Annotated in this window: 15 protein-coding genes; 10 read left to right on the plus strand and 5 right to left on the minus strand. The window is 63.6% G+C overall.

The annotated features are described in order from the left end of the window. Nucleotides 1–137: 137 nt before the first annotated feature. Together NJ75_RS25270 and NJ75_RS24665 are read left to right on the plus strand one after the other, a co-directional pair. Nucleotides 138–368, plus strand: coding sequence for a Smr/MutS family protein (locus NJ75_RS25270; protein WP_236727240.1), 231 nt, complete (start codon nt 138–140; stop codon nt 366–368). A gap of 104 nt (nt 369–472) precedes the next feature. Beyond that, entirely contained in the window at nt 473–1093 is a 621-nt protein-coding gene (locus tag NJ75_RS24665) for a hypothetical protein (protein WP_156135951.1), read from the plus strand. Nucleotides 1094–2030: 937 nt separating this feature from the next. Here NJ75_RS24665 and mutM read toward each other — a convergent pair. Next, nucleotides 2031–2843 carry a bifunctional DNA-formamidopyrimidine glycosylase/DNA-(apurinic or apyrimidinic site) lyase gene (mutM, locus tag NJ75_RS22785; RefSeq protein ID WP_039338649.1) on the minus strand — a complete coding sequence of 271 codons (813 nt, stop codon included), beginning with the start codon at nt 2841–2843 and terminating at the stop codon, nt 2031–2033. A 60-nt stretch (nt 2844–2903) separates the two neighbouring features. Here mutM and NJ75_RS22790 point away from each other — a divergent pair, with 60 nt between their 5' ends. From NJ75_RS22790 to NJ75_RS22805, 4 genes are read left to right on the plus strand one after another with little or no spacing between them, the layout of a single operon-like run. Beyond that, complete coding sequence (locus tag NJ75_RS22790; RefSeq protein WP_039338650.1) at nt 2904–3653, plus strand: class I SAM-dependent methyltransferase; 750 nt, start codon at nt 2904–2906, stop codon at nt 3651–3653. Nucleotides 3654–3657: 4 nt separating this feature from the next. Beyond that, entirely contained in the window at nt 3658–5217 is a 1560-nt protein-coding gene (gene ubiB, locus NJ75_RS22795; protein ID WP_039338651.1) for a 2-polyprenylphenol 6-hydroxylase, read from the plus strand. A gap of 13 nt (nt 5218–5230) precedes the next feature. Further along, a complete protein-coding gene (locus NJ75_RS22800; protein ID WP_039338653.1) occupies nt 5231–6352 on the plus strand; it encodes an acyltransferase family protein in 1122 nt (373 codons plus the stop codon). After that, the gene (locus NJ75_RS22805) at nt 6349–6963 is read left to right on the plus strand and encodes a DUF1993 domain-containing protein (RefSeq protein WP_052242788.1); all 615 of its coding nucleotides are present in this window, start codon (nt 6349–6351) and stop codon (nt 6961–6963) included. The genes NJ75_RS22800 and NJ75_RS22805 overlap by 4 nt, the downstream gene beginning before the upstream one ends. Here NJ75_RS22805 and NJ75_RS22810 read toward each other — a convergent pair. Then, nucleotides 6918–7238 carry a cupin domain-containing protein gene (locus tag NJ75_RS22810; protein WP_052242789.1) on the minus strand — a complete coding sequence of 107 codons (321 nt, stop codon included), beginning with the start codon at nt 7236–7238 and terminating at the stop codon, nt 6918–6920. The two genes, NJ75_RS22805 and NJ75_RS22810, sit on opposite strands and share 46 nt — an antisense overlap. Before the next feature lie 59 nt (nt 7239–7297). Further along, nucleotides 7298–7699 carry a hypothetical protein gene (locus NJ75_RS22815; RefSeq protein ID WP_236727238.1) on the minus strand — a complete coding sequence of 134 codons (402 nt, stop codon included), beginning with the start codon at nt 7697–7699 and terminating at the stop codon, nt 7298–7300. 97 nt (nt 7700–7796) lie between these two features. Here NJ75_RS22815 and coaBC point away from each other — a divergent pair, with 97 nt between their 5' ends. Then, the gene (gene coaBC, locus NJ75_RS22820) at nt 7797–8987 is read left to right on the plus strand and encodes a bifunctional phosphopantothenoylcysteine decarboxylase/phosphopantothenate--cysteine ligase CoaBC (protein ID WP_039338655.1); all 1191 of its coding nucleotides are present in this window, start codon (nt 7797–7799) and stop codon (nt 8985–8987) included. After that, a complete protein-coding gene (gene dut, locus NJ75_RS22825) occupies nt 8974–9441 on the plus strand; it encodes a dUTP diphosphatase (protein WP_039338657.1) in 468 nt (155 codons plus the stop codon). Before coaBC ends, dut begins: the two co-directional genes overlap by 14 nt. A gap of 46 nt (nt 9442–9487) precedes the next feature. On the opposite strand, the gene NJ75_RS22830 is transcribed toward dut, so the two are convergent. Both NJ75_RS22830 and NJ75_RS22835 read right to left on the minus strand, forming a co-directional pair. Continuing rightward, a complete protein-coding gene (locus NJ75_RS22830) occupies nt 9488–10054 on the minus strand; it encodes a group I truncated hemoglobin (protein ID WP_082013562.1) in 567 nt (188 codons plus the stop codon). Between the two features lie 11 nt (nt 10055–10065). After that, nucleotides 10066–10938 carry a DUF3034 family protein gene (locus NJ75_RS22835; protein ID WP_236727239.1) on the minus strand — a complete coding sequence of 291 codons (873 nt, stop codon included), beginning with the start codon at nt 10936–10938 and terminating at the stop codon, nt 10066–10068. A gap of 123 nt (nt 10939–11061) precedes the next feature. Between NJ75_RS22835 and NJ75_RS24875 the strand changes: the two genes are divergently transcribed. Together NJ75_RS24875 and NJ75_RS23610 are read left to right on the plus strand one after the other, a co-directional pair. Next, nucleotides 11062–11742: a cupredoxin domain-containing protein gene (locus tag NJ75_RS24875; protein ID WP_169745773.1), complete on the plus strand. Its 681-nt coding sequence runs from the start codon at nt 11062–11064 to the stop codon at nt 11740–11742. Then, nucleotides 11714–13942, plus strand: a 2229-nt coding sequence (locus NJ75_RS23610) for a bifunctional diguanylate cyclase/phosphodiesterase (protein ID WP_169745774.1), incomplete at its 3' end; no start/stop codon positions are given. The genes NJ75_RS24875 and NJ75_RS23610, both read left to right, overlap by 29 nt.

The raw sequence follows: 13942 nt of genomic DNA on the forward strand, positions 1-13942 counted from the left end.
TCGCCCGCCCTCTGCAAAACCACGGCCTAGATTCCAGCTGGGACCGCAAACTGTCACGAGGGCCAATTACCCCCGACGTCACCATAGACCTCCACGGCCTCACCCTCGACGCCGCCCACGCCCGCCTCACCGGCAGCATCGCCCAGGCCTTGGCCATGGGCGCCCGCGTCATGCTCCTCATAGCCGGCAAACCCCGCCCCCACGACGAACACGACCAACGCGGCAACCGCCGCGGCGTCATCCGCGCCAAACTGCTCGACTGGCTCGCCCACAGCCCGCATGCCAGCCAGATCGCAGCAGTGCGGCCCGCGCAGCCGAGGCATGGCGGGGCGGGGGCGGTTTATATTGTGCTGCGGAAGGGGCGGTAAGCAGCAAGACCTCGTTGAGCACCAGACCGATTTTGCCCTTGATTTCTCGAAGTTTCTGATATTCATGCGAAAATACCAAGAATACGACCTTATTTAAAGGGGTGATGAACGAGATGCTATGGTGTTTTTCAGAAGAGAATGCTGTCGCTTTGGCGAGAAGAACCATATTATTAAGTACGTTATTTTTGGTGTCCTGCCAAAGCCAGCAGCCATCAGAAGCAGACAGTTCAGCCACAGCGGTCAGCCGCGAGGAGCAGGTTCCCAAGCCAAAGTCCGCACCAAATCCAGATGTCATGTCGCTCGTTACGAACGGAGATCGCTTGGCATGTGTCGATCCAGAGATTCAAGAAATCGTCAAGAAGATTACAACTCCAAAATTTATAGACGAAAGAGATCAGATATCTCGCAATAATTTTTCGTCATCGAAACGCGGCGTAGTCAGCATCGATCAATGGAATGGCTATTGGAGAGACAATACCTCACTTGAAAACGTAGTTGCTGTGGAGTTCGATGACTTCAGCAAAAAATTGAAATGTCAATCAAATATAAATTTTTATCCATATGGAGAATTTCTAATCTATTATTCGGTTCAACCGACAGCGGACAACTCCGACTTAAATATTGAAGTATTTGGCGAAATTTTTTCAGAGCCCTTAAAATACAAAGTTCGAGGAAAGCTCTACGATTCTGTAACTTCGTATTACGATTCTGAAACTGAAGATTAACTAATAGTAAAGGCCGATTTAACGGACCATGATGAATTTTACAACATGGTGGAAAACGCTGAAGTACAGAATCGCGGTCGCACCGCATTGGCTCCTGGAACTTCCGAACAGCCCGGAATTAAGGGAGAGGCCATCCTTCTCGCTGGCGGGAGGCGGTGGAGCGGGCTGTCGTGTGCCTACCAAGACCGTATCACGGCGACAGCCCCTTCCGTCAGCGCTGCACGCTGCCCCCCCCCCGCGAGCAGGGAGGACAAAAAACACACGTTGACAAAACGAACCATATAGGTTATACGCCCCGCCCACAGGTCAGGAGAGGGCACAAGGCCAACCCGCTTCTTTCCTTCGGAAGCCGACGCTGTGGCCGAAGCCTCCGGCGCGATCGGTGCGGCAGGTGCGCAGCGGGTTCAACGAGGGGCGTAAAGCCCAAGACCCACCGGGCAAACCCTGTCGTTACCCAAGGACAGACAGGACAACCCAGGGCTGATAGCACGGCGCCGAACCCTGAGCGACGCTGCGGATGCGGAACCCGCCATGACTTGCGTGACAATGTCGGCGCAAACGACAGGTTCTTTTCACGCAGCCGCTTGCCAGAAGCCAAGGCAGTACGCGAGCCGCTGCCAAGGCTTCGTCCTTTCACATGTGTCCGACCTCAGGCTGAGCCGACCAGGGGCCCGGAACCGCCCCCCGGCCACTCGCACCCGGTCCCGCGCCCTCCCCGCTGCGTGCCACAACGGCACCGCACCGGTCGCGCGATCTGTGAACTCCCCCCGGCGTTACGGTCCGCATTCGCCAGCGGATGACCTCTCGCACCAAGAAGCATTGCGTCCCCGCGAAGGCGGGGACCTCGGTGTTCTTACAGAACCTCACAGTAAACCGACTGAGGCCCCCGCCTTCGCGGGGGCGCAGCGGGGTGGGCAAACCCCGCGCGCCATCGCTGCTACTTCTGGCACTTCGCGCAGAAGAAGCTCGACCGCCCGCCCTGCACGATCCGCTCCACCGTGCCGCCGCAGGCGCAAGGCTCACCCTCGCGGCCATAGACGGCAAAGTCCTTGGCGAAATAGCCCAGTTCGCCATCGGGCCGGGCATAGTCGCGCAAGGTCGATCCACCCGCGAGGATCGATTCCTCGAGCACCGCCTTGATCGCCGGCACCAGCAGCTTCAGCTCGCCCGGCTTGACCCGCCCCCCTTCGCGCGCCGGATGCACCCGCGCGCGATAAAGCGCCTCGCACACGTAGATATTGCCCAGGCCCGCCACGATGCGCTGGTCGAGCAGCAGCAGCTTCACCGCCGCGATCCGGCCCTTGAACGCTGCCGCCAGCAGCTTCGGCGTCAGGTCCGGTCCCAGCGGCTCCGGCCCCAGCGCGGCGAATGGCGGCCAGCTTTCCAGCCTGTCGCTGTCAACCAGATCGACCGAGCCGAAGCGCCGCGCATCGTTGAGCGACAGCACCCGCCCCTCGCCCGTCTCCAGCACCAGATGATCGTGCTTGCCGATGTCGTCGGGATCGATTCGCCAGCGCCCCGACATGCCGAGATGGAACACCATCGTCCGTTCGCGATCGGTGTGGATCAGGCCATACTTCGCGCGCCGCGAAAGCCCGGTCACCCGCGCACCGGTCAGCGCCTGCGCCAGATCGACCGGAAACGGTCGCCGCAGGTCGGCCCGGTTAACCCGCACGCTGCGGATGACCTGTCCCTCCAGCACGGTTGCAAGGCCGCGAACGGTCGTCTCTACTTCGGGTAGCTCTGGCATATCCCCTCCACCCCTAACAGTCTTTGCCGTCCGGGCAATTCCCCACTAAAGGGCCAAGGCATGACCGCATCTGAAACAGCCCAAGAGACAGCTTCGTTCGGCTACGAAGACATCCCGGCAGAAGAGAAGGAAGGCCGCGTCGGCGCGATCTTCTCGAACGTCGCGCGCAAGTATGACGTGATGAACGATGCCATGTCGGTCGGCATGCACCGGCTGTGGAAGGACAAGTTCGTGCGCCGCGTGCGCCCCCAGCCGGGCGAGGCGATTCTCGACATGGCCGGCGGCACCGGTGACATTGCCTTCCGCATGGCCAAGCACGGCGCAAACATCACCGTGTCCGACATCAACCAGGACATGCTCGATGTCGGCATCGAACGCGCCGCCAAGCGCGGGCTGGAAGGCCTGGAATGGTCGCGCCAGAACGCCGAGGAACTCACCTTCCCGACCCGCGTGTTCGACGCCTACACCATCGCCTTCGGCATCCGCAACGTGACGCACATCGACCGCGCCCTTGCCGAAGCCCACCGCGTGCTGAAGTTCGGCGGCCGCTTCTTCTGCCTCGAGTTCTCGACGACAGAATGGCCCGGCTTCTCGGAAATCTACGACGCCTATTCGCACAAACTGGTGCCCAAGCTCGGGCAGATGATCGCGGGCGACGAGGATTCCTATCGCTACCTGATCGAATCGATCCGCCGCTTCCCGCCGATGCCGGAATTCGAGAAGATGATCCAGGCCGCCGGCTTCAAGCGGACCAGGGTGGAACCCATCCTCGGTGGCCTCGTCGCGATCCATTCGGGCTGGAAGGTCTGATCGCTTGACCCTTCCCGCCACGCATATCCGCCGCCTGCTCGGCTGGGGCCGCACGCTTGCCCGGCACGGCGCGCTGCGCGGGATCGAGAGTGATCCGAACACGCCCTCGCCCGTCCGCACCCTGTGCAAGGTTGCGCGTTTCGGCACGATCCAGCCCAAGACGCCCGACTACGCCGGTGCCTTCCGCGCGATCGGCCCGGCTGCGATCAAGCTCGGCCAGACTCTCGCCACCCGCCCTGATCTCGTGGGCGAGGAAGCGGCGCACAACCTGCTCGCCCTGCAGGACCAGCTCCCCCCGGTCGATTTCGCGCTGATCCGCGCCGAAATCGAGCGCTCGTTCGAAAAGCCGCTCGAGAGCCTGTTTTCCTCGTTCGATCCGGTGCCGGTGGGCGCGGCCTCGGTGGCCCAGGTCCACCGCGCGGTGACGACCGAAGGCCGCAAGGTCGCGGTCAAGATCCTGCGCCCCGGCGTGCGCGAGAAGTTCGCGCGCGATATCGACACCTACGAATGGGCCGCCGCCCATCTCGAAGGCCTGGGCGGCGAAGCATCGCGCCTGCGCCCGCGCATGGTCATCGCCAATTTCAAGCGCTGGACGGTGCGCGAGCTTGATCTGCGTCGCGAAGCCGCCTCCGCCTCGGAACTGGCCGACACGATGCGCGCGCACGCCGGGTATCGCGTGCCCGACATCGACTGGGATCGCACCAACGGCAGGGTCATGACGCTCGACTGGATCGACGGCGTCAAGATCAGCGACACCGCCGCGCTCGATGCGGCAGGCCACGATCGCAAGGCGCTGGCCCAGCGCCTCGTCCTCGCCTTCCTCACCCAGGCGATCAACGGCGGGTACTTCCACGCCGACATGCATCAGGGCAACCTGTTCGTCGAACCCGATGGCACCATCGTCGCCATCGACTTCGGCATCATGGGCCGGATCGACCGCCGCGCCCGCCAGTGGCTCGCCGAAATCCTCTATGGCCTGACGACCGGCAATTATCGCCGCGTCGCCGAAATCCACTTCGAGGCGCAATACGTGCCGAGCTATCACTCGGTGGACGAATTCGCCACGGCCCTGCGCGCCGTGGGTGAACCGATGCGCGGCAAGCCGGTGTCCGAACTCTCGGTCGGCCAGATGCTCGATGGCCTCTTTGCCATCACCCGCGATTTCGACATGCAAACGCAGCCGCACCTGCTGCTGCTGCAGAAGACCATGGTCATGGTCGAAGGCATCGCCACCCAGCTCGATCCCGAGATCAACATGTGGGAAACCTCGGCGCCTTTCGTGCGCGCCTGGGTGCGCGACGAGCTCGGCCCCGAAGCCGCGATAGCCGACCGCGTGCGCGAGGATACGCAGACCCTGCTGCGCATCCCCGACCTCATCCGCCGCATCGAAGACCGCTTCCCGCCCAAGGGCGGCGCACCCGAGGCGCCGCCGCTGCCAAAGGTCGAACTGATGTGGCAGCGCAAGCGCCGCAAGCGGGGCCCCGGTGTGCTCGGCCAGATCCTCACCTTCCTGGCGGGCGGCGCGCTGGTCATCGGCACCCACGCCCTTGGCTGGTGGGGCTGAGAAGACCGCTCCCTTGAGCCATAACCTATCGCACCTGCGCCTGCCCAAGCGCCACTTCCACGCGCTCGATCTGTCGCGCCTGCTCGCGGCGATCATGGTGTTGTTCTGGCATTACCAGCACGTGTTCGTGCCGCCGGTGCCCTATCATGTGCACGTCAATCGCGCGATCCAGCCGTGGTACGAAACGCTCTCGTGGTTGTACAACCATGGCCACACCGCCGTGCAGTATTTCTGGGCGGTCTCGGGCTTCGTCTTTGCGCATGTCTATCTCGCCGATGCCAATTACAGGGCGCGGTTCTGGCTCGCCCGCATTGCGCGCCTCTGGCCGCTGCACCTGCTGACGCTTGGCCTGATGGCGATCCTGCAAGGCATCTATGTCGCCCGCACCGGCACCGAGTTCATCTATCACACCAACGACCTCAAGCACTTCCTGCTGTCGATCCCGCTGATGCAGTATTGGGGCTGGCAGGATAACCAGTCGTTCAACGGCCCCTCGTGGTCCCTGTCGACCGAGATCCTCGCCTACCTCGTCTTCTTCCTCGCCATCCCGGCGCTGCGCCGCGCGCCGCTGGCGCTGGCCCTGCCACTGGGCGCGCTGCTGCTCTACGGCATGCTGAAGGAACTGCCCAACAAGGACGTGCTCGCCTGCATCGGCTACTTCATGCTCGGCTGCGCGGCTTATGGAGCGACGCTGAAGGGCTGGCTCCGCCCGGCCACGCTCCTGCCGCTGGGCCTTGCCCTGCTGGCAAGCGCCTTCATGCTCAAGGCCAACTACCGCAGCGGCGATGCCGCCACCATCGTAGGCACCTACGCAGTCCTGTTCCTCACCCTTGCGATCGATCTCAACGACGAGAAGGGACGCCTGCAATTCGGCCAGAAGCTCGGCGATGCCTCATACGGCATCTACCTCTGGCACATCCCGATCCAGCTGGCGCTGGTCCTGATGATCGATTCCACCGGCCTGACGCGCGACATCGCACGCCAGCCCTGGTTCCTGATCCTCTTCGTCACCCTCGCCATCGCCGCAGGCTTCATCAGCCACGCCAAATTCGAACGCCCCGCCCAGCGCGCCGTCTTCGCGCTGTGGGGCCGATGGAAGGCGCAGCGCAATCCCGCTGAAAGGGAAATGCCATGACACCGTTCTCACTCCTTGCCCCGACATATCTGCAGATGCTCGGCGCCTTGTCGAATTGGCTGGACAAGGCCGAAGGTGAATTGCCCGAGGCGCAAGTGGCTGCGCTGCCTTCAGCGCGGCTTGCGCCCGACATGTTCCCGCTGTCTACTCAGGTCCGCTTTGCCTGCGCGCAAGCGCTGGAGGGCGTCCACCGGTTGCAGGGAGTTGCCCTGCCGCCGCTGCACGCGATCCTGCTGGAGGAAGGCCGCGAGGCCGGGGATAAGGCGGGTTCGCTCCGCGAGGCACGCACAAGGATTGCCGAGACCATTGCGCTTGTCTCGGCACGTTCCGAAAGCGAAGGATCCGACGGCGCCGCGATGATCGCGCACGAACTTCCCAATGGCATGGTGTTCGACCTGACCGCGGACCAGTACGGCCGCGACTGGGCGCTGGGACAGTTCTACTTCCACATCATGATTGCCTACGCCATCCTGCGTCACAAGGGCGTCGGTCTGGGCAAGGCGGACTACGTCGCGCACATGTTCGGCTATCTCAGGCCCGGGACGTTGCCCACGGCCTCAGGGGATCATTTCCGGTCGCGGCTCTGCGTTCCATCACCCGGAGTAATATAGATCGCCCTGCCCGGCACCGGCGCGTCAGCGGTATGCCAGACGCCCTTCGGCACCACGACAAATTCCCCTGGGCGAAGCGGCACGCGAACTTCCGCGCCGCCCTGCTCGAGAATCAGCACCAGTTCGCCCTCGATCTGGATGACCATCTCCTCGCCATCGGGATGGCACTCCCACACCTGCCAGTCCGCGGCGCTTTCGAACATGCTGACCAGCCGGCCCGGCGGCAGAGCTTGCACACCGCTTTCCCAGAACGCCGCGTCCACCTCTACGGCCACGCACCGCTCCGGCCCAGCCAGGTGCGCAAACCAAGGCCCCAGAGGATAGGCTTGTGGCGTCACCCCGCAATCTCGCCCAGCTTGTGATGCGGCAGCAGGCGCCATGCCGCCAGCATCAGCACGACGTGCGCCGCCTCGACCGCCATCGGCACCGGCCAACCGGGATAAGCCCCCGTCACCGCCAGATTGATCGCGCGGCCCACGAACGAGGTGCCGAACAGCAGCGCCGGGACCAGCATCAGGTCCGCATTCCTGCGCCACGCACCCCACATCATGCAGAACGCCGCGACGCCGAAGAACGAGGTGAAGTCTGCCCGGATCGTCGAAACGCCGCCGACCCCGGTGGCTGCGATACCGAAGCCCATCGCTGCCTGCTCCGGCCCGGTCAGGAAGCCGATCGCCAGGAACAGGTCGAACAGTCCCGCCAGAAACACCAGTGCCGTCAGTATCAGTCTCATCATCCGGTCCCCGTCATGGTTTGTGGCAGACTGTGCCTGAACGGCGCTCCCTGCGCAAAAGGATTGCGCGCGAGGCTTACCCATTGCACAAGCCCCATCCATGAAGGATACACGCATCCTGCTCATCATTGGCGGCGGTATCGCCGCCTACAAGTCATGCGAGCTCGTCCGCCTGCTGCGCAAGGAAGGCGCCGACGTCACGTGCGTGCTGACCGAGGGCGGATCGCATTTCGTTACCGCGATGACGCTTGCGGCGCTTTCGGAGAACCCCGTCCACACCACGCTGTGGGATCTCAAGAACGAGGTCGAGATGGGCCATATCCAGCTTTCGCGTCAGGCTGATCTCGTCGTCGTCTGCCCCGCAACGGCAGACCTGATGGCACGCATGGCGGGCGGCATCGCCAATGATCTTGCCACCACGCTCCTGCTTGCGACGGACAAGCCGGTGCTGGCCGTGCCCGCCATGAACGTGCGCATGTGGCAGCACCCGGCCACACAGCGCAACGTCGCCACCCTGCGCGCCGATGGCGTTGCCGTGATGGAGCCAGACGAAGGCGCGATGGCCTGCGGCGAGTTCGGCCCCGGCCGCTTGCCCGAGCCACCGGCGATCTGCGCCGAAATCGCGCGCCAGCTTGGCAGCACAAGCAAACCGCTCACCGGCAGGCACGTGCTCATCACCGCAGGCCCGACCCACGAACCGATCGACCCGGTGCGCTACATCGCCAACCGTTCGAGCGGCAAGCAGGGCTATGCCATCGCCGCCGCCGCCGCGAAGGCCGGCGCGAAAGTCACGCTCGTCTCCGGCCCGGTCAACCAGCCGACCCCGCCTGGCGTCACCCGCATCGACGTCGAAACCGCGCGCCAGATGGCCGCTGCCGTCGACGCCGCCCTGCCTGCAGACGTCGCCATCATGGTCGCCGCCGTGGCCGACTGGCGCAGCGCCGGCGAGGCCGCGCAAAAGATCAAGAAGGATGGTTCGGGCCAGGTTCCGCCGCTGCAGCTGGTCGAGAACCCCGACATCCTCGCCACGCTTTGCAAGTCCGAACGTCGCCCGCCGCTCGTCGTCGGCTTCGCTGCCGAAACCAACGACGTGCTGGAGCACGCGCGCGCCAAGCTTGCCCGCAAGGGCGCGGACTGGATCGTCGCCAACGATGTCGCCACGCACAAGATGGGCGGCGAGATCAACGTCCTCCACATCGTCAGCGCGAGCGGCGTCGAAAGCCTGCCCGAACTCCCCAAGGACGCCGCCGCGGCGCTCCTGATCGAAAGAATTGCCGATGCACTCGCCTGAAATCCCCGTGCTCGTAAAGCGCCTGCCCCACGGGTTGGATTTGCCGCTGCCGGCCTATGCCACAGATGGCGCGGCAGGCATGGATGTGGTCTCGGCAGAGGACATCGATCTTGCCCCCGGCGCGCGTCACGCCGTCGCCACGGGCCTCTCGGTCGCAATTCCGGCGGGCTACGAAATCCAGGTCCGTCCCCGCTCCGGCCTCGCGCTGAAGCATGGCGTCACCGTGCCCAACACCCCCGGCACGATAGATTCAGACTACCGTGGCGAGTTGAAGGTGATCCTCATCAACCACGGCAGCGACAGCTTCTCGATCCGCCGAGGTGACCGCGTCGCCCAGCTCGTCGTCGCACCCGTCACGCGCGGGATCTGGGTAGAGGCGGATACGCTCGACCAAACCACGCGCGGCGAGGGCGGTTTCGGGTCCACCGGCGGATTGGCTGCGCTGCAAGGCTGAGGCCGTCGCCAGAAATCGCGCCTGCGCCTCGGGGCGCGTCGCGCCTTCACCGTTCGACAACCTGCCGGTCCATCGGGGCCAGCTTTGCCAGGAAGCGGTTTTGCGCGGCGAAGGGCACTTGCCCCTCGCGCATGGCCTGCTGGAGGTTCTCGACCAGGGCATTGAGATCAGCGCGGGTGATGCCGAGATCCTTGTGCGCCGCCTGCATCTCGCGCCCGCTATAGATGCAGCCGGCGTTCAATATGAAGCAGAACTGTTCGAACAGGGTGCGGCGCAAGCGAACCAGATCGCGGCTCTTGAAGATTGCAGAAATGCGCGGGTCGCTCTCGCTGAGGACGACCAGCCTGTCCACGATCCTGTGGATGCCGTCCTGACCGCCGAAGGCCCGGGCCATGCTCTCGCCGGTGAAAGGGCCTGCTCCTGCGTTGGCGGGGCCTTGCTGGTAGGGCTCGACCGGGAATTCGCCGGTTACGGGATCGGCCACCTTCTTTTCGACCCCGAATTCCTTTTCCCAATCGACGCCGGAGAAATCGCCCTGCGCAGCAGGGACCTCCTGCGGATCGGGGGTGACAGGCTGGGCGGCGAGCAGGGCAAATGCGAGCGCAAACGGCATCAACGGCCTCCTCAGAATGCGAGCTGGAGCGAGACGAGCCCGCCGCGCTGGCCATCGAAAGTGGCCACCGAGCCGACATCGGCATAGGCTGCGGTCAACGTGGCGTTGCGGGTGACGGCCCAAGCCACGAACAGGTCGTGGGCGTCGTCCTCGCGCGCGATGGCAAGATTGCTGGGCCGCGTCCGGTATTCCCCACCGACGACAAGGCGCGGTGTAAGCATCCAGGCGAGCGAGCCTTCGAACTGCAGCGTGCGGGCAGGCTGATTGGGGCCACCGAACCCGAGCAGGCCGAACTGGTTGGCATTGGTCAACCTCGCGGTGGCGTTGACCAGAATGCTTTTCGACAGGAACAGCTTGGTGGCGCTGGCCGTGAAATCGGTGCCGGACGACAACGCTGCCCCCACCGCCCTGATGATGGCGCCATCAAGACTGCGCTTGTGCTGCAGCCCCAGGCTGATCTGCGGAAGCAAGGGCGAACCATAGACCACATCGCCAATCAGCCGCACCTTCGCGCCGAACACGTCCTGATTGAAGCGGAAACCCTTGCCGAGACCAAGTGCTTCGCCAACCTTTCGCGTATCGAAGTTCTGGCGGGCATAGGACAGCTCGACCCGGTCCTTGATGCCCACGGCAATTCCGTGGCTCTGCCAGCCATAGTCGGCCAGCTCGATGCCGGTGACATGGGCCGAAAGCCCAAGGCCGCGGTTCGTTTCCATGCCGGCAATCGTGGCCCAGCTGGCAAGACCACCGCCGCTGGCTCCCTCGATCGAGGATATGCCATTGGTCAGCACCAGCTTTCCGCCATCCAGCAGCGGGTCAGCCTGCGCGGGCGAAGCAAGCATAAGGCCTGCCAGGGCCGCGCCCAACTTGGCAATCTTGATCACGCTTTTGGCACCCTTGTCGAGAGAGAGTAGGCGAGTGGGTTAATCAAGACCTGTTGGGAAATCCTAAAGTGCCCTCTAGGCAGGATTCTGAATTTCGAAGGTATTGCCGCTTAGCCTGGCTGCATGAGAAATCTGCTCTCCTTGCGAGTCTCGCGATGCGGATCGCTCCGTTCGGCCCCGATCTGCGTGGCGCTGACGCTACCCCTGCTGATCTCGGCCACGCCGGCGAGCACGCTACCTATGCTGGTGGTGGACCAGGCGGGCGTCCCATTACGCGATGCCGTGATCGAAATCCGGCCACCGGCTGGCAACACCCGTCGTCCGACTTTCGCATGGCGCAATGCGATGGCGCAGAAGAACCAGGCGTTCGTGCCTGGTACGCTGATCGTGCCCCTGGGCGCGGTAGTGGCCTTCCCGAACCTCGATAACGTACGCCATTCGATCTACAGCTTTTCCAAGCCCGGCCCCTTCAAGATCGACCTCTATGGGCAGGATCAGACGCGGACCCAGCAATTCAAGGTGGCCGGCACGATCGCGCTGGGCTGCAACATCCACGACAGGATGCAAGGCTATATCCGCGTGACAGACACGCCCTTTGCAGCACGCAGCGACCTGAACGGGCTGGCTGACATCGAGGGCTTGGGTCGCGGGACCTATGACGTCGTCGTCTGGCATCCCGCATCCGCGGCGCAGGTGGCGAATGGCGCGGCAAATTGGTGCTGGAACCCAGCAACCGCAGTCGGATCATGGTGGCGCTGCGGCCAGGCAGCGGCAAATGAAACGGTCGGTAGTGCAGGCGCTTGACCGCCTGCGCAATGCGATAGACGTGCGCGTTCGCTCACTCGGCAGCCGGATTGCATTATTGTACGTCTTGTTGCTGACAGTGATCGTAGCCGCAACGCTGCTTGCGGCCGGTTCGGGCATCAACACCTTCGCCTATGAAACAGCAGAGCGCGAGCTTGCCGCCAACTCCCGCGTGTTCGACCAGATCATTGCCAGTAGGCAAAGGCAGATGGCGGACGCGGGCGAAGTGGTAGCCCGCGATTTTGGTTTCCGTGAAGCCTTGGCCACCGGCGATGCGCCAACGCTCGTCTCGGCCCTGCAAAGCCTGCGCGACCGCGCCAAGGTGAGCGAAGTGGCGATCGTCCAGCTCGATGGCAGCGTGATCTCTTCGAGCACGGCGACGACGATCAGGGGCACGGCCATGCTGTCACGGCTGGAGAACGGTGCCGATCGCGGCGTCATCCGGCTCGGCCAGGCGCAGGCGCTTGGCGCTGCAGTGCCGATCGAGATGCCCGATCTTGCCGGCTGGCTGATCCTGCTGAACACGCTCGGTCCGGCTGACATGACACAGCTTGCAAGCCTGTCGGCCGCACCCTTGGAGGCGCGCGTGATCGAGCGGGCGCAACTCGACAGCCACCTTGCTTCGCTCGAGCTTGGCGAGATCGCCGAGATGGAGGGCCACGACGGCCCAACACTGGTTCGTGTTTCAGCTATTGCGAGCCTGGAAGACGGCAACGAGCCTCGCCTGGTGATGGCGCATTCGCTCAACTCGGTGTTAGCGCGTTACTTCAGTCTTCGCCTGGTGCTCATGCTGATCGGGTTGTTCAGACTGTTGGCTGGTGCATGGGCCGCGATCCGCCTCTCGCGCGGGATTGCCCGGCCACTGCAATTGCTCGCGGAAGCAGCGCGCGCCTATGCCGGCGGTGCCGTAGCAAAGGTCAAGGTCGAAGGCGCAATCGAGCTGCGCTCTCTCGCCTCCAGCTTCAACGCGATGGTCGATGCGGTAGAAGAGCGCGAACAGCAGATCATGCACGCATCGCTCCACGATGCACTGACCGGCCTGCCCAATCGCCGTTTCTTCATCGAAAAGCTGGAACGAGCCGTAGCCCGACAAAGCGAAAGCCAGCGCACGTTCGTAGCCTTCATCGATGTTGACGACTTCAAGGCCATAAACGACGCATTGGGTCACCCGTTTGGAGACGAGTTGCTGCGCACCGTGGCGCAAACGCTTCAGGACTGCTACCCGAACGCCATGGTGGCGCGGTTCGGCGGTGACGATTTCGGCCTCCTGCTCGATGGACTCGAGCCGGCAACCGACTGCACTGCCCTGGCCCGCAGACTTGAAGCCGCGCTCAACCGCGAATTGACCATCGACGGACGCAGCATCGTTGTTTCCGCCAGTATCGGCATCGCGATCGGCCCGCAGGACGCGGACTGCTCGGACGCCCTCCTCAAAAGCTCCGATCTCGCGCTCGATCGTGCCAAGAACAATGGCAAGGGCGGCTACAACTTCTTCGAACCCGAACTCGACGCCGAGGCAAGTCGTCGTCGTCATCTGGAAATCGATATGCGCCGCGCGATCCGGGATGGTGATTTCGAGCTTTACTTCCAGCCCCTGTTTTCCATGTCGGAGAACCGCATCAAGGGCTTCGAGGCTCTCATGCGCTGGCCGCACGAGCAACACGGAATGATAAGCCCGGCAACGTTCATCCCGATTGCCGAGGAATCCGGCCTGATCGTGCAACTCGGCGAGTGGGCCCTGCGCGAGGCCTGCCGTCAGGCGGCGCAATGGCCTGAAGACATCAGCGTTGCAGTCAACATCTCGCCCCGTCAGCTCACGACCGACGGCCTCGTCGCGTGCATCGCGCAGGCCTTGGCACAAAGCAGGCTTCCTTCGGGCCGCCTCGAACTTGAAATCACCGAAAGCGTGTTCATCGGGAATGTCGACAAGACGCTGAACATCCTCCATTCGCTGCAGGCATTGGGTGTGCGCGTGGCGCTCGACGACTTCGGCACCGGGTACTCATCGCTCAGCTACCTGCGCTCATTCCCCTTCAACAAGATCAAGATCGACCAAAGCTTCGTGCGTGCTCTCGAGGAGGGCGGCAGTGCCCAGGCGATCGTGCGGGCGATCACCACCCTGGCCCAAGTTGAACAGTGCCTTCATAGAACGGATTTTATATCAATAGGATACGCGAGTGTGCGCGGGTGTTACCACTAC

Source organism: Novosphingobium subterraneum (assembly GCF_000807925.1).
Classification (GTDB): Bacteria; Pseudomonadota; Alphaproteobacteria; order Sphingomonadales; family Sphingomonadaceae; genus Novosphingobium; species Novosphingobium subterraneum.